A 15,996-nucleotide genomic window follows, 5' to 3' on the forward strand; every position below is an offset into this window, starting at 1 on the left:
TTTAATCATAGTACTTGGAGCAATTTTTCATGGAATCCTTCAGAAAGTCGCTCTGAAGCTCCGGCACAGCCGGGAGCTGGTATCCTTTTGCAATAAGAATGTTCAGTTTAAAATCTACAAAGTGTTTTTCGATTCCAGTCACCTGTGCGATTTCCTCAAGGGTGGCGAATCCCGTATGCGTGTATTGAAAGTCCTGAAGAAGCTCGTGGTATTTCAAGGCGCGGTATGTGCTGGAGCAGTGGGTTGGCAGAGAAGCCTCCATCTGAAGTCTGTCGGCGTTAAATTCATAGAAGCCGATTGGTTTCAGCACATCATCGTCTGATAATAGCAGTTCAGCAGCAAATGTATTCGCCCTGCGTTCTGCTTTTGCATTGCTGAGACTATAAAAATATGTATCCTGGAAAGCTTGACCGGATGCCGCATGTTTCCGGTCGAAGATGGCGTGCCCAAGTTCGTGAGCCAGTGCGGATCTGCGTTGTTGCTTTGAGCAGTTTGGATTGATGCCGATGTATTCACAATTTAGAAGCACAGTATAAAATCCAAGGAGCTCTTCGCAGAACCGGATGTCTTTAATTTTAATGGCGCGCTGGGCAATGATAGCTTCCGGGTCATTGCTCTTGTATCGGCGGCTTACAGCGTCGGCGGCAGTAATAGCAAAGTTGTCCAACAGCGACTCCTTTCCTCTGTAAGTCGATTACAGATATTTTTTAGGAGTAAACTTTTTTGCCTCTTCTTTTGCGTCAAGGAAGAGGGCTTCCATTTCCTTAATGAAATTAGCCTGATCTTCTTCGGACAGCTCGCCGCCTGCAAAAAGGGCAGAGGTCTGTTCTTTTATTTTCTTTGCCTGCGCTACACCGCGGGAGCCATACTTCTTACGGACGTCAGCGTAGAATTGGTCATCGCTGAGTTCCTTCTGGAAGGTGGCATCATCCATAAAGTAGTCGGTCGTGACACCAAGAGCAGCGGCAATCTTCTGGATTGCGTCCACGCTTGGTTCGCGCTCACCGGCTTCAATATAGCGGATGGCACGATCAGACATGGATGCTCGTCTGGAGAGTTCGGCCATGCTCATACCTTGTGCGGTTCGCAGAGCTTTGATCTTTTCGCCGTTGGTCGCATTCGGTGTAAGTGCAGTGGCTGCTTCAGCCCGGACATCCTGAGTGTCTAGTAAGTTCGTATCTTTCTTCATGTCATGCCTCCATGTGGGATATTTTGCTGTTTTTTGCCGGAAGGGAAAGTTGCCGGTGAGAAGCAGCAATTTTTTTTGTAAAGCCTACTTGACAAGGAACAACTGTTCCTATATACTAAGAACAACAGTTCGTGAACTTCTGTTCCTATAATACAATAAGAAGTTGTAGAAGTCAATAGGGAAATGAACTTCTGTTCCTGTTTATTATGGTAGGCGCGATTGTGGCGGTAACATGAACTTACTAAAACGTAACTACGAGTTGGGTAACGCAACAAAAGCAATAAAATAAAATCATTGCGTAATATTGACAAGTATGCAATACGGTGCTACTATATAACCAGAGGAGGTGTGACACCGATGGGAAGAAAGAAGATAACGAATCTTTTTCCTGATTACATTCGGACGGGAAAAGCTGACCTGGAAGTACTGAGTCAGTTGGTTCTGAGTGCAAAGGGAGAACGGTCGATGAATGACTTTGCGAATGAGTGTGGGGTAAACACATCGACGATCTCCCGTATTATCAATATGAAGAACACAACTGCCTGTTCTGACGAGGTGCTGGTGGCGATATCGAAGGCTGCAGATCCGAACAGTGGGGTCACACTGGACAAGCTGTTGGCAGCCAACGGAATGGTGAAACTTGTTCCTGCTGGCACAGAGGGGGCGGTTGTCTCTCCATCTCAGATTGTTTTTGGCTTGGCAGATATCGCCGAAGAGCAGAATATTGAGCCAGATCCCAATTCATCAAATACGTTCTTACGGAATGCAGCGAAGACGCTTACCGGATATATGTTAGAGCAAAATTACAGGGAAACGCTGCAGAACGCATTCCTTATGAACGGCTATTTTGTAGAACTGGTTTCCTACGAAAATATGATCTGGCCAAGGACCAAACATTATATAGCTGATTTCGCAATTCGGACAAATGCTCTTTTGGAAGAAGGCATTGATACATGGCTGTTTGAGTGCAAGTCTTATACGGCAGGAATCGGCAGAGGTACGATCGGCAAGATGAATCAGCTGTTTGCGATGGCATATATGGAAAGCCCTCGTGATCATGGCATTAAGGTTTCGGTAGTAGTAAACCATGTAGCTATGATTGAACAGGCGCGGGAGTATTATGCTGGGTGCAAGATTAGAGATTATTTCTCTTTTATTCTGATTGATCCAGTGAACCGATGTGTGAAAGATGAATTTTGTATTCCGCGAATTGATGGAACAGAAAAGTCAGTGTTTAAGGTACAAGATGGGAGATGAGGATATTGATTTCAAAATGTGGAATTTATACGTCGCAAGGAAAGCGGGTGCTCCTTGCAACCCGTGCAGTTGTAAATGGCCGCAAGGCTGTTGCCTATGTGAAGAACGGGCAATTGCAGGGGTATGAGTACCTGGATGATTTTAATGAGCAATGTTATTCTGGTCCATACATGACCTTTGAAGATAAAAAGGAACAGCTCAGGATGTGACTGCTCCCTGTAACCGCTTGACTCACCGCAGGACGTGTGAGCCAGCCTGATTGAATTTACACCTGCCTGCAGGTGCTGCCCGGATATGCTGGAAAGCGTAGTGTGCGTGGTAAGCCGAGGTAGACTTTAGATGACCTTAGTTTAGGTTGTCTTGGGTCTGCCTCGGCTTTTTTGTTATCTGAGTTTACAAAAGCGATGCCGAGAGCATCTTTACATCACGCAGACGTCTAAAAAATATGAAATACTGGGTTATTACTTAGTAGTGGAAATCCAGCTTAGTGGGAGTGGTACTGATTGCTTACATGGTGGATTTCCGTGTCAGGAATTTCAGAAAGAATGACTATTGGTGTTGGTTCTTCTGTTGTGAACGCACGGTTTGAAAAAGGCGTTGGATATAAACGTAAAGGCGATAAATTTGTTAAGGAGTGATAAAAAAGAAGTCTGATTTTTAGTGCATTTGCACCAAAAAAGTTATTAAAATTCGACATATCCACCTGTCGATTTTTAGACACTTTTGGTTGTCGATTATTGGTGCCGGGTGTATACTATAAGAGCGGTCAACGAGATGGCAGTAATCGGTAAAAATACCCGTTGTTTGACCTGAAAGCCACTTAGTATACATAACTAAGATTTCCCCCATAAGTGGCAGGAAACTTTACCAATAACGAAAGCAAATACATAGATAGGAAAATACATAGTATGAAGAGTTTGATTTTAATTAGAAGCGTAATCAGCGCAGACAATTTCATAAGAGGCCGAAGTACGGGGTTGCGCAGGAAGGAATCGTAGATTTTAACCTGACTTGTTGTCGACACCTTTTTTCAGAAGGATTGGGTCGGAGCATTCCAGAGACTGTGTACTTTGAGTAGCATCTGAGTACATAGTCACAGGGATGCCCCGGCCTTTTTTGCTGCTTATGCTTTGGGAAAGGGGGTGTCAGGCGTGGTCGATATTCACAGTGATGAGTATATTATCGGTCAGAATATCAGAAAATATCGTAAACAGAAAGGCTGGTCACAAAAAGACCTCAGCGATGCTGTGGACATTGACCGCGCCAATATTTCTGGAATTGAAAACGGTGAGCGTGGTGTGATAAATTGCGTGATGCTGAAGCGGTTTGCCAGAGCCCTCGGTGTGTCGATGGATACACTGATGGATGAAGAAGATGAGCCTCCCTGTGCAGACACTTCAATCCAGGAAAAATATGATATGCTGAACCCCATGCACCAGGAGATGGTGAGAGAAAGCATCGACTGCTATCTGCTTAAAGAGCAGAAAGTAGCAATTTGAAGATCGTACAGTACAAATCAGGCTGTGCGGTCTTTTTTTATGCCTACAATGTCGTGAATTCAAAAATGTATCAAATTTGACCCCAAAGTGTGTCAAGTCTGAAATCTGCAAGAGACCGTCATTTTGTTATCATATAGTCAGTTCAAGGGACAAGCCCACAGAGCCAAAACGAAAGCACCTGTTGGCAGTACCTCGGACAAATTAAAAAAATATCGAAGCCCGATTCTAGAGCAGGCGAAGGATACCATAAGCGATCTGACAGCACAGCAGAGTTATTTGCTGGAGCTGGAGGACTGAACATGGGATCACTCTAACCTTCTTTAGAATCGGGCTTTTTGCGTCTTTTGACCGCAGAGTCTGTCTGTTCCATGAGGATGCCGCGAATCTGCCATGTATGTTCTTCAAAGCCAGAGCTTTCAGTATCCTTCCCTCCCAGACGTCCGGGGGAAAGGACAGAAAAATGATGAACATGATGACTGGAGCAGTAGCAATCAACGGTGGAGTAGGTGTGATGGAGATCCATCAGCCGCAGGTGGCAGTCAGCCAGATGGCAGCAAGCGCGGTACAGGCTGCAGAGCAGGTGGCACTGAACGCACACATCACCCTGCGTGAACTCAAAGGAATGATCGACACTGTGGTGGAGAAGAAGCTCCCGACTTTCAAGACGCTTATGGAGATGAACCCGGTGGCAGTAGCCCGCACGAGCGTGAACGGTGCAAAGCTGACGGCCTATGAAAACGGCTATGTACATCATGGCTGTACCAATTCCTGTAATAAATAAACCAATACATATTTTCAGTGTCTTCACCAATAGTGACTTTATACCAGTGTTTTTTATATTTGTTGTGTTTTCCATTATTTATTCTCCTGATTTAAAACGCATTGCAATGGCTGCGAATCACCTCGGTGCAAACCTGTTCGCCTTCATATGAAAGCTTTTCTTCGTCAATTCCTACAAGCCTGCCTTCTCGAGAGACTATATTTCCGCCTACCATGGTGAGCCAGACCGGACCTGTCACTCCGCCCCTGGCAAGTAGATTTGCAGGATCATGCCAGGTCCCGGTCAGTTCTAAGTTTGTTGTATCAATCATGAATAGGTCGGCAGCTTTTCCGACTTCCACCGATCCAATATCGTCTCTCCCAAGGGTTTTTGCACCGCCGATAGTTGCAATTTTTAATAATTCATATGGTGTGATACATCCTCCACGCTGTTTGCTGTGAAATGCCTGCATCAAATAAGCCATTCTCAGAGAATCCAAAAGATTGGAGCTGTCATTGGTTGCAGAGCCATCACATCCAAGGCTTAAAAGAACATCCTTTTCCTTGAATTTATTGAAATCCAGAATTGGAAATCCGCCGAGTACAGCCGGGGCAGGACAATGAGAAACACCTGTTTTGTATTTTGCCAGTCGATTCAGCTCTTCATCAGTCAGTTCCCATCCGTGGGCGAACCAGACATCTTCACCTACAAAATCTATTTCCTCGCACCAATTTAGACTTCTCATACCCCAGCGCTGCAGGATCACTTCATTTTCTCCTTCTCCAAGATGGGTATGTAAATGCACTTTATAGTTTCTTGCTAGTTTTACAGATTCTACAAAAGTATCCTTGTAGCAGTTTAGCGGCTGACAGGGAGCGACTACAATCTGACTTTTTGAAAATGGCTTTGGATCATGGTATTTTTCAATTAAGCGTTGACAGTCATTAATAAAGCCATCGGTAGTTTCCAGCATTTCTTCTGGCATGGTACTGCCCTCACTTCTGGGCAGTGTGTTAGTTCCACGGCCGGCAGTATAGCGGATTCCAAGTAATTGGGCTGCTTCCATCTGTCTGTCAACAGGTGCAGCCCCTGTTCTTTTTGTATAACAGTATTGATGATCAAAAGCAGTGGTGCAGCCATGCTTTAAAAGATCTGCCATAGCGGTCAGGGACGAATAGTAAATAACATCATTATTAACCATCTTAAAGATAGGATAGATTTTATCCAGCCATTCTGGTACAGTCATGTTAGGGTAATCTACTTTAATGGTGTTGCGGATAAAGGTCTGAAAAAAATGATGATGTGTATTAACAAGTCCTGGATAGATAAACTTATTTTTACCGTCTATGATCTCATCCACCCCTTCAGAAGATAGGTTCTGACCGATTTCAATGATTTTCTGATCTTCGATTAACAAATCAGAATCTTTAAAGATTGTATCTTTCTCATCACAACTTACAATTGCCTGGGCGTTTTTTATTAACTTTTTCATGTTCATTGTCCTTTCGTTTCTCTTAATATTTTTATTTAGCAAGCTGCAGCCAGCTATGCCGCGGTTTCTCTCATGCGCATTTGAATGAGAAGGTCTGCTGCCACCTTTAAGCGAAGTATAAAAGCTATAGTAACTATAGGGTCAATAGAAACATTGGATAAAAATAAAGAATATTCTTGTGCAAGTTTCACAATCGGTGCAGACATAAGCAAACTTGCCCGCGCCCATGCTTCCTGGACAATGTATTCGTATTTTTTTGCGTGAAAAGGGGTGATCCTATGATACAAATTAAACCCGTATCTGATTTACGCAATAAATTTCTGGAAATCGAGAAATATGGAGATGATTAACATACAAAAATGGTAAAAACACTTATATGGATAAAGTGACAGATGATTATCATATGCAGGGGTCGAAGGCAGGGATTTATTCTGATAAGTTGTTAGGGAGCTTTAATTCCGGCTGCGATTGTAATCCTGTAGAAATTTCAGTTGCTGCAGGTCATCGATTTTCTGATCATAGGGTGTAGAGACTTTATTAATACAAAATAAAATAAAGCAGAATAAAATCACAGGCGGCCTCCTTACTATTGACAAGTAGAATGGACAAGTTATTATAGTTTATGTAGAAGTGTATGTAAATATGCTTGTACAAGGAGTAAACAGCAAACGGAAAAGCTCATACAATTAATAACATGGTCGGCAGTATAACTGGCATGATTTGTGATGGCGCAAACCAGGGCTGTACTATAAACGGTATTGCGGCAGTAGACGCGGCCTAGACAGAAGGGCGGAAACTAACAATTAAGGAACTTGGATATGAAGGATAGGAGATGGGATAGTTGGACGACAAAGAAATAAAAATAATGGATGTTAAAAAATCAGTGTTGACAAATAATGATGCAGATGCTGACAAACTCAGAGAAGAGAACAGGCATGAGCATACATATTATTTGAATATCATGTCTTCACCCGGGGCTGGAAAAACGAGTGTCCTGCTGGGCACGATTGAATGTTTGAAGACAGCATTTAAAATTGGAGTTATGGAGGCAGATATCGACAGCGATGTAGATGCCAGAACGATAGCGGATACGGGGATACCTGCAATTCAAATCCACACAGGAGGGATGTGTCATCTGGACGCGGAAATGAGCAGGCAGGGTCTGCGTGCAATCGGTTCAGAAAATCTGGATCTGGTTATATTGGAGAATGTGGGAAATCTTGTCTGTCCGGCGGAATTTGATACAGGGTCCGTGAAAAATGTGGCTATACTCTCGGTTCCAGAGGGAGACGATAAACCACTCAAGTACCCTTTGATGTTTCAAAAAGCAGATATTGTACTTGTCAATAAGATTGACGCTATGCCGGTATTTGATTTTGATATGAGAAAGCTGGAAGAAAATGTACGGCTGCGCAATTCGGACGTCAGGACATTTCCGGTTTCTGCAAAAACGGGGGAGGGAATGGATGAGTGGTGTACCTGGCTAAAACAGGAGGTTGAAAATTACATGAAGGAGCTGCAGATATGAGCGAATTTAAAACAATTGATGTAAATGTGGGAGTCTTTGACGAAAATAATAGAGTTGCAGAATCCGTGCGTACTCGGAACAAACTCCACGAAACCTATATGGTGAACGTTATGGCAAGTCCCGGCGCAGGAAAAACAAGCACACTTCTGCGCACCATTCATATGCTGAAGGACAAACATAGAATAGGTGTTATGGAAGCAGATATTGATGCTGCGGTTGATGCAGAAAAGATGGAGAACGCAGGCATAGGAACTATCCAGGTTCATACAAACGGAGAATGTGCCATGGATGCATTTATGACCAGGCAGGCAATAGATGCCTTTTCCGGAGATAATTATGATCTGCTCTTTTTGGAGAATGTGGGAAATCTTGTCTGCCCCGCAGAACAGGATGTAGGTGCCTCGGTCAATGTGGAGATCCTGTCTATCCCGGAAGGCGATGACAAACCGCTGAAGTACCCCCTTATGTTTGAAGTCTGCCAATGTGTACTCATCAATAAAATAGACACTAGAGATTACTTTAGCTTTAACGATGAAAAGGTTAAGGAAAGGATATTGACAAGAAACCCTGAGGCCAGGATATTCTTCATTTCTGCAAAAACAGGAGAAGGGTTTGAAGAATGGATTGAATGGCTGGAACAAGAAATTGACAACTGGAAACAAAAAGACAATTAAAAAGATGTTAATTAACAAATTACTTATGATATTTATTGAGATAAGAGGCTGTTGCAAAATGATGATTTATAGTCATTTTGCAACAGCCCTGTTCTTAAGCAATCTTCAAAAAGAACTTCTTTCATAGTGATGTCATCCATCTGCCACCAAGGTTATTGTTTATTAAAAGAGGTACTTTTCCGATTGTTTAACTTTAAAATGATAACAAGTATAAAACCCAGGATTGATAGGCAGCCTGTTATAGTAAATAGTAGATTATACCCATTGATGCCGGGGTTGCTATCCAAAATAGAACCAGCTGCTGTATATCCGAAAATCTCTGGTGAATATCCTACAACGGAGATAATACCGGACGCAGTTCCTGCTAATTTTTTAGGGATATGCATTTCATCAATAGAAGCAAAGTAAAGTGCTTTTATTGCAAGAAGAAATAATCCCTGTAATATAAAGTTAGCAACTACGATTTTTAGCATACCACGGTTTACAGGTATCAAGAGATATGTAAAGGAAAAGATGGACATACCTATAAACCCATATTGCATAAATCGAATGACGCTTTTCATTTTATCCGCCATTAACCCACCAAATAATGAGCCGACCATCATTAAAACATAAGCACGAAATACACCTAAAAGTGCAGCATCAGAACTGCTCATGGAGTATACTTCAGTGAAATAAGGTGTTAAGTACCCAAAAAACATTACAGCAAGATAATTACATGCGACAATAAATCCGCAGATCCATACGCGGGGGATTTTTGCAACCTCTTTAAAATCCCTCCAGGAAACAGCGCTTGAAGTCTCAAAATCTTTTTCATTAATTTCAGGATCTTTAACAAATAAAATAACAAAAACTCCTCCAACCATCATCATAACACTATAGAAAATAATCGCAGAAGACAATCCGGTTATCTCATTTGTAAATCGTGAGAAAACAAAGACAGAAGTGAGTGCAATGAGGGTACCAACCAAACCTCGGCCACCTTCAAGGAACCCAAAGAGTTTTCCCTGTTCATCTTCATTTCCAAGATTATTTGTTATTTTAACCATGGATGCCCAGAAGGTAAATACCGTCGTAATTCCAAATAAAACATGTATGATTAACAATGATGTATAACCAGGTAATGTAGCATACCATAATCCTACCACGCCAGTTCCAAAGCATGAAAAGATAATAAGCCTTTTGGGTGATATTTTGTCAGCTAACATGCCACCCGGGAAATAGCAAATAAAGTTCATTACACCGTACATTGTTAATAGTAATCCCAATTGAGTTTTTGTCGTACTGGTGGCTGCCTGTAGTGTTGAGAAATAAATGTCCTTTAAATAGGGGAGTTTTGTAATCATACCACCCACAAGGGAAACAACAATAAGAACTATCCAACGTTCTAATTTTTTTGATTTAAAATGAATCATAAAATACTCTCTCCTTTTTGTTTTTATAAGTATGTTTGGATACTATGTTACCTGCATTGCATTAGTACAATGACACCCCCTTTTCTTTATAACTTGTGAAAGCGTTATCAGTATAGCATTGTCAATAATTAAAAAACATATCTTCATTAATGAAAACATATCAATTTTTGGGAATATAGAAACAGTAATAAAAGGAAATAAAAAATGATATGAAACCATAAACAAAGATATGTTATCAGAAAAATTTGAATGGTATACTTAAAAAGCTTCCAAGTATTTGATGAGAGAAGGTGAAAAAAAAAGTGAGTAAAAGCAAGAAGTATTTGAAAAAAGAATGTGTAGCCGCATGTATATTTCTCTTACCTGCCTTGATTCCGCTTTTATTGTTCTGGGTTGGACCCGTTCTCTATTCTGTTGGATTAAGTTTTACAAATTGGGATATGATATCGGAAGAGGTACATTTTATAGGAATTGAAAACTATTATAGCTTGCTTCACAGTCCGGAATTTTATAGAGTATTAAAAAATACTTTGGTTTTTGCAATAGGAAATGTTATACCTTCTATAATTCTGGGATTATTGATAGCCTTTGCATTAAGCGGGGTAAAAAGAGGTGTTTTCTATAAGGTATTTTTATTCGTCCCGTACATTACGCCCATGGTGGCGGTGAGTATAGTATGGTCATGGATTTTTGAACCAAGGGCTGGAATTCTTAATTTTCTTCTTTCCTTATTCAATTTACCAGGGCTGAAATGGACGCAAAGTTCTGATACAGCTATGCTGTCTGTTATTATAGTATCGGTGTGGAAACAAATAGGATGGGCAATGATTTTCTATTTGGGAGCGATAAAAAAGGTGCCGCGGAATTTGTTGGAGGCTGCATCTATAGATGGAGCAGGAAATTTGGTGAAATTTTTTAAAGTTATTTTACCCTCTATATCACCCACAACATTCTTTTTAATAATAATGACAACTATCAATTCAATACAGGCATATGATCAAATACAGGTACTAACACAGGGGGGGCCTGCAGGTGCTACAAGAACCATATTATATTACTTCTATCAGGAGGCTTTTGAGTCCTTTAATACAGGTAAGGCATCTGCTGTTGCGGTTATCCTTAACATCGGACTGCGTCTGTTGAAGAACGAACATATTAATAGTGCCGAAAAAGAAGGGTATATAAAACGAGATATAATCCTAAATGAAGAACAACCTCAAAATACAGCTGATAGAGCTATTGAAATGGTTCTTAAGAAGATCAAAGGTGAACAATTCACTAGTGAACTTCTGCCACCACATTTTGATGTAGTTGAGCCGGCTTTGCCGGTAGCCAGTCTGAATACAGTTAAGTTGGCTTTGATTAGTGATGGGGGGCTTATTCCGGAAGCTAATCCGGATAAACTGAAACCTAACGGAAGCACCACATGGGGATGCTACAATTGGGATGAACTATTGGCGGATAAACATTTTGTTATTCACAGTGGATACGACGGCACATGGGTTTTAGAAAATCCCAATCGCCTGTTTCCGGTCGATGTACTGCGGGAATTTCAAGCTGATAACAAAATCGGCACCCTTCATCCGGATGTTTATGTGGCCTGTGGTAATTGCGCTTCGGTTGCAGCGTCAAAAACAAAGGGAGAGCAGATTGCACAGGCACTTCTTACCCAGGAAATTGAAGCGGCTATTTTGACTTCCACGTGAGGTACCAGTACTCGTTGCGGTGCAACGATAGCTAAGGAAATAGAGAGGGCTGGTATCCCGGTAACGCAAATTTGCGCGGTTGTGGATATTGCTAAATCAGTTGGATCCTCACGGATTCTCAGGGGATTTGCAATCACCTGTCCGGTGGGCAATCCGACTTTGAGTGAAGAAGATGAGAAAATATACCGCAAACGTTATGTGGAAAAGGCACTTGAAATGCTGACTTTGCCCGGTGAGCGTGGAAAGGTGGAGGACATCCTATAGGAAAAGGGGAAAGTGTTTATGAAAAAACAAATAGCAACAGGCACTTTTTTGAATCGAGTTGACGAAAAGTTAGAATCACTGTCTAAGAAAGAAAGGCAGACGGCTGAATACATGAAGGCAAATCAAGAAAAATTAATCTACTCTTCGATTACCGAACTGGCTGAGGCAGTTGGAACCAGTGAAGCGACCGTGACCCGCATGTGTACAAAACTAGGGTATCCAAGTTTCCAGGCATTGAAAGTAAGTGTGGCAATGGAACTGGTAACACCGCAGGAAAAGATACATGAAGAGCTTACACCGACTTCTTCTCCGGATGTTATTATAGACAAGGTATTCTCCAGTGCAGTGCAGACTCTTATGATGACCCGGAAATCATTAGATAGTTTTGCAATTGGAAATAGTATTGAAGTGATAAAAAATTGCCGCCGCCTTGTCATTATTGGTAACGGTAACTCCAGTGCAATTGCTATGGACGCTCAACACAAATTTCTACGTATTGGGTTGAATGTGCAGGTTTATACAGATGATCATATGCAGATGATTGCTATGGTATCAATGACGGAGAATGATGTGTTGCTTGCTATCTCCCATTCCGGCAGTTCCCGGAATGTGAGTGATGCTATAAAACTGGCAAAAGAGAAGGGAGCAGCAGTTATTACGATTACGAGCAGTGGACACTCTCCTGCATCAAAGCTATCGGATATTCGTTTATTTACCCGCTCACAGGAGACAAAGTACCGCACGTATGCAATTTCATCACGGATGGCTGAACTTACGATTATAGATACATTGTATACCGGCGTGGCGCTGCAGATGGAAGAGCAGGCAATTACCAATTTTGAAGCGCTGGAAAAAGCACTTGTTGTAAAAAAATATTAACGGAGGTGTTTCAATGAACAAGCTATTTGGTGTCGACTTTGGCACCGGCGGATGTAAAGCTACGGTGATTGATTTAGAGGGGAGAGTTTGTGCAACTTCTTTTAAAGAATACCCTTCTGAACATCAAAAGCCTGGATGGTCTGAACAAGATCCAAGCCTTTGGATAGAGGCATTTATAGAAACAGTAACCCAGTGTAAAATACAAATGGAAGATGGCTTTGGCGGCGTGTTGGGGCTTGCTATAACAGCTTCCACTCATAATGCAGTGCTGCTGGATAAAAAGCAGAATATCATACGCAGATGTATTATGTGGAATGATCAGCGAAGCAGTGATCAATCAAATCGGTTAAAGAAACAATATGGTGAACGTATTTATAAGATTGCGATGCAGATGCCGACACCTACCTGGACTTTACCCCAATTAATGTGGCTGAAAGAACAGGAGCCGGAGAATTATAAAAAAATAGACCGCCTGCTGTTTACAAAGGATTATGTTCGTTCCTGGGTAACCGGAGATTTCTGTACAGATGAAGTGGATGCTCAGGGCAGTCTCCTATATGATGCGCAAAGAAAAGAGTGGTCTTCTGAAATTTGTGCAATGATTGATCTGCCGCTTTCTGTACTGACGGAGATTCGTCAGTCAAAAGAAATTGTCGGACATGTAAGAGCCAAAGTCGCAAAGCTGACCGGATTACCGGAAGGATTACCTGTGATTGCCGGGTGTTCAGATACCGCCGCTGAAGATCTTGGTGCCGGCGCGGTAAGAGAAGGACAGATTATCGTTAAACTTGCAACAGCCGGAAACGTCAATCTAGTGACGAATCAGGCTAATCCGCATCCTAAATCATTTACTTATCCGTATTCTGTGTCAGGAAAATGGTATACTGTAACTGCTACAAACAGCTGTGCTTCAGCAAATCGCTGGCTTCGAGACGCCCTTTATCCTGTAGAAAAACAGATTTGTGAATCTAAAGGAAAAGACATTTATGAATATATGGGAGAGCAGGCAGCAGCAGTGGAGCTGGGGGCGCAAGGGCTTATTTTTCATCCGTTTTTACTGGGGGAGCGTTGTCCGTATTTTAATCCAAATGCAAGGGGAGATTTTTTCGGCATTACTATGCTGCACACAAAAGCACATTTTGCCAGGGCCTTACTGGAAGGTGTGGCGTTTAGCCTTTATGACTGTCTGGAAGTTCTAAGGAAATTTACAGATAACATGGAAGATATTGTGATTATTGGCGGTGCACTGCTGGCCGGTGTTGGCGTGGGTGCTTTTATCAATGAACAAGAAGCAGCTGCAAAGTGTGCCCGAATAAAAAAGACATATTACCCCAATGAGGAAAATCATCGAAAATATATGAAGATATTCGAAATATACAGAAAAATCATAGCTTCTTCAGAACCAATCTGGAATGAACTGGCAGAGATTGTATAGAAGAGCAGTATATTTAGTACTTTGAAAGAAACGACCCGGAAGGCTCCTATGGACTTTCCGGGTCGTTTCTAATCCCTTCAAAGATATTCTCTAGAGTTTTCTTGCTTCCTCCAGTGTGTTATATAAATTAAGCAGCCCATACCCCCACTCTCTGCTCGGAAACAACATGGAGCGCGGACGCACGGCTCCCAGTATCAGCATGCTTTTCACCTGATAAGCATCAAGCCCGGTAAATCCCAACTGAGTAATAAACCATTGTATAAGCAGTGCAACTGCTCCTGACGCAATGCCTGTTGAGATACTTGAGCCGGAACGGACTGCATATTCCCCTCCTGGAAGTGCGCCTCTTACATTGATGCCCGGTGCTGCCACCTGGGGATTAATCAACTCATCCCGGGTAAATCCTCTTCCTGAGCTTAGAGCGATACTGCCGTTGCTGCCGTCATAGTACGATACGACAAGAGCACTTCTCGCAGTGGCAGGACTTGTCAAAGTGTAGTAGGGGTTCGAATTCAGAAAATATACATCTCCGGTTAAAAATTCTGTTATAGGCAGCCATATATGAAATTGTCCGCTGATGGTCCGAACCGACTGCACAACCAGATTCCATATACCTGGAGCAGGATCTCTGAACCGGAAAAAAATCAATTCCGAAGCACTTCGCTCCACAATCAGACCATAATCAACTGATACCACTGTCCTTTCAAAAATAAAATTGAAGGAAGCGGTAGTTGCTGTTTGTATGGGAACAGAGGCAGTGGATTCTCCGGAAGGAGAAACAAGGGAAATAGAAAAAACATTGGGGATCTTTGCCCATAATTCCATAACGAAACCTTCTACATTCTCCCCTACCCGGATTTCAACGATGTTGGATTCGGCGTTTTGAGGGATTGTATACGAATAATGATGTCTTTTGTCAGCTTCATTTCCTACGCCTATGACAGGAACCCGATTGATCTGTAAACCATAATTTTCAAGAACCCTTGTAAGAGGAAGGAGACTGATATGCCCTCCCCAATTAGTTCCCACTGCAATACATATGACAAGGGGCATGTTCATTTTAGTTGCCAGTTCATTTAGATATCTCAGTCCTAACAGAATGTCATTTTCCTGAAAGCAGTCAACGTATTCGGGGATAAAGTAAAAATCTCGAAGGTATTGTTTTGCCTGCTTGAGTTTGACAACGGCGATGGTACTTTCAGGAGCAGCACCGATAAATTCCTGGTCGGGGTTTCCGGATCCTGCGGCCATGCTGGCTACAAAGGTGCCGTGTCCCACTTCATCGGTGCTGGGAACAATGCTCAAGGGATCCTCCGAGGCTAAAGCTTCATTTATCATGTCACTTGTGTATTCCGACCCATATAAAAAGTTAGGGGGTGGTGTTCCGGTCTGAATTGTCTGATCCCATATTCCGGCAATACGGGTTGTATTATCCAGGTTTAAGAAAATCGGATTTGTGTAATCAATACCGGTGTCCAGGAAACCTATCATGATATTCTCCCCTCTTAGCTGCAGGGTGGGATAAGCCTGAATCTGCAGGATACCGGCCTCATTCATAGCGTCCATACTTATGGGGGCATAGCATTTTGGTATTGCATTGTAGGTAAACGTGCTTATACTGATGTCTCTTATCAGAAAACCTTCCAGGTAGAGACAGTGGTAGTTAAAATCTGCAAGCTGCTGACATAGATCCTCCTCATTGGGAATGATATCAGGCACTGGAAATGGTCGAGTTCCGGGAATAATAAAGTCGCGGTAATCCTCAGACAGAATACGTTCTTTGCATACATTTGGGTCCATATAAAACGTCCATACTATTTTTACCCTATGTATATGAATGAATGAGGAAAGTTATTATATGCTTTGGAAGAATAAATGGTTGAAGTTAACATTTATTC

The 15,996-nt window shown here is 42.1% G+C and carries 15 protein-coding genes; 10 read left to right on the forward strand and 5 right to left on the reverse strand.

The annotated features are described in order from the left end of the window. Position 1 precedes the first annotated feature (1 nt). On the reverse strand, positions 2-667 hold the full coding sequence (locus tag BN3456_RS13225) for an ImmA/IrrE family metallo-endopeptidase (protein ID WP_176699201.1): 666 nt from the start codon (positions 665-667) through the stop codon (positions 2-4). 27 nt (positions 668-694) lie between these two features. After that, positions 695-1,189: a helix-turn-helix domain-containing protein gene (locus tag BN3456_RS13230; RefSeq protein ID WP_089984792.1), complete on the reverse strand. Its 495-nt coding sequence runs from the start codon at positions 1,187-1,189 to the stop codon at positions 695-697. A gap of 357 nt (positions 1,190-1,546) precedes the next feature. Between BN3456_RS13230 and BN3456_RS13235 the strand changes: the two genes are divergently transcribed. The 5 genes from BN3456_RS13235 to BN3456_RS13250 all read left to right on the forward strand — a co-directional run bounded on the left by BN3456_RS13235 (position 1,547) and on the right by BN3456_RS13250 (position 4,726). Next, positions 1,547-2,446, forward strand: a complete 900-nt coding sequence (locus tag BN3456_RS13235; RefSeq protein WP_089984794.1) for a helix-turn-helix domain-containing protein — start codon at positions 1,547-1,549, stop codon at positions 2,444-2,446. Between the two features lie 5 nt (positions 2,447-2,451). Further along, positions 2,452-2,655: a hypothetical protein gene (locus BN3456_RS13240; protein WP_055052881.1), complete on the forward strand. Its 204-nt coding sequence runs from the start codon at positions 2,452-2,454 to the stop codon at positions 2,653-2,655. A 942-nt stretch (positions 2,656-3,597) separates the two neighbouring features. Then, positions 3,598-3,945 (forward strand): helix-turn-helix domain-containing protein, encoded by a 348-nt coding sequence (locus BN3456_RS13245; protein ID WP_176699202.1) that lies wholly within the window; start codon positions 3,598-3,600, stop codon positions 3,943-3,945. Between the two features lie 123 nt (positions 3,946-4,068). Next, positions 4,069-4,242, forward strand: a complete 174-nt coding sequence (locus BN3456_RS15975) for a hypothetical protein (protein ID WP_155511675.1) — start codon at positions 4,069-4,071, stop codon at positions 4,240-4,242. A gap of 163 nt (positions 4,243-4,405) precedes the next feature. After that, complete coding sequence (locus BN3456_RS13250) at positions 4,406-4,726, forward strand: hypothetical protein (protein WP_141654524.1); 321 nt, start codon at positions 4,406-4,408, stop codon at positions 4,724-4,726. Between the two features lie 91 nt (positions 4,727-4,817). Here BN3456_RS13250 and BN3456_RS13255 read toward each other — a convergent pair whose 3' ends face one another. Then, a complete protein-coding gene (locus BN3456_RS13255) occupies positions 4,818-6,197 on the reverse strand; it encodes an amidohydrolase (RefSeq protein WP_347458062.1) in 1,380 nt (459 codons plus the stop codon). Between the two features lie 865 nt (positions 6,198-7,062). Between BN3456_RS13255 and hypB (BN3456_RS13260) the strand changes: the two genes are divergently transcribed. Then, positions 7,063-7,725, forward strand: a complete 663-nt coding sequence (gene hypB / locus BN3456_RS13260) for a hydrogenase nickel incorporation protein HypB (protein ID WP_089984909.1) — start codon at positions 7,063-7,065, stop codon at positions 7,723-7,725. Continuing rightward, positions 7,722-8,399, forward strand: coding sequence for a hydrogenase nickel incorporation protein HypB (gene hypB / locus BN3456_RS13265; protein ID WP_089984802.1), 678 nt, complete (start codon positions 7,722-7,724; stop codon positions 8,397-8,399). The genes hypB (BN3456_RS13260) and hypB (BN3456_RS13265) overlap by 4 nt, the downstream gene beginning before the upstream one ends. A gap of 152 nt (positions 8,400-8,551) precedes the next feature. On the opposite strand, the gene BN3456_RS13270 is transcribed toward hypB (BN3456_RS13265), so the two are convergent. Further along, positions 8,552-9,814: an MFS transporter gene (locus BN3456_RS13270; RefSeq protein WP_089984803.1), complete on the reverse strand. Its 1,263-nt coding sequence runs from the start codon at positions 9,812-9,814 to the stop codon at positions 8,552-8,554. A gap of 440 nt (positions 9,815-10,254) precedes the next feature. Here BN3456_RS13270 and BN3456_RS13275 point away from each other — a divergent pair, with 440 nt between their 5' ends. From BN3456_RS13275 to BN3456_RS13290, 3 genes are read left to right on the forward strand one after another with little or no spacing between them, the layout of a single operon-like run. Beyond that, entirely contained in the window at positions 10,255-11,784 is a 1,530-nt protein-coding gene (locus BN3456_RS13275) for a glycine/betaine/sarcosine/D-proline family reductase selenoprotein B (protein ID WP_242862888.1), read from the forward strand. An 18-nt stretch (positions 11,785-11,802) separates the two neighbouring features. Beyond that, positions 11,803-12,663 carry a MurR/RpiR family transcriptional regulator gene (locus tag BN3456_RS13285; protein ID WP_089984810.1) on the forward strand — a complete coding sequence of 287 codons (861 nt, stop codon included), beginning with the start codon at positions 11,803-11,805 and terminating at the stop codon, positions 12,661-12,663. A gap of 13 nt (positions 12,664-12,676) precedes the next feature. After that, positions 12,677-14,098 (forward strand): xylulokinase, encoded by a 1,422-nt coding sequence (locus BN3456_RS13290; RefSeq protein WP_089984811.1) that lies wholly within the window; start codon positions 12,677-12,679, stop codon positions 14,096-14,098. A 90-nt stretch (positions 14,099-14,188) separates the two neighbouring features. Here the strand turns inward: BN3456_RS13290 and BN3456_RS13295 are convergent, their stop codons facing one another. After that, positions 14,189-15,898: a S8 family peptidase gene (locus BN3456_RS13295; protein ID WP_089984813.1), complete on the reverse strand. Its 1,710-nt coding sequence runs from the start codon at positions 15,896-15,898 to the stop codon at positions 14,189-14,191. Positions 15,899-15,996 lie beyond the last annotated feature (98 nt).

The sequence above is a fragment of the Clostridium sp. C105KSO13 genome (assembly GCF_001517425.1).
In the GTDB taxonomy this organism is placed as follows: domain Bacteria; phylum Bacillota; class Clostridia; order Lachnospirales; family Lachnospiraceae; genus Muricomes.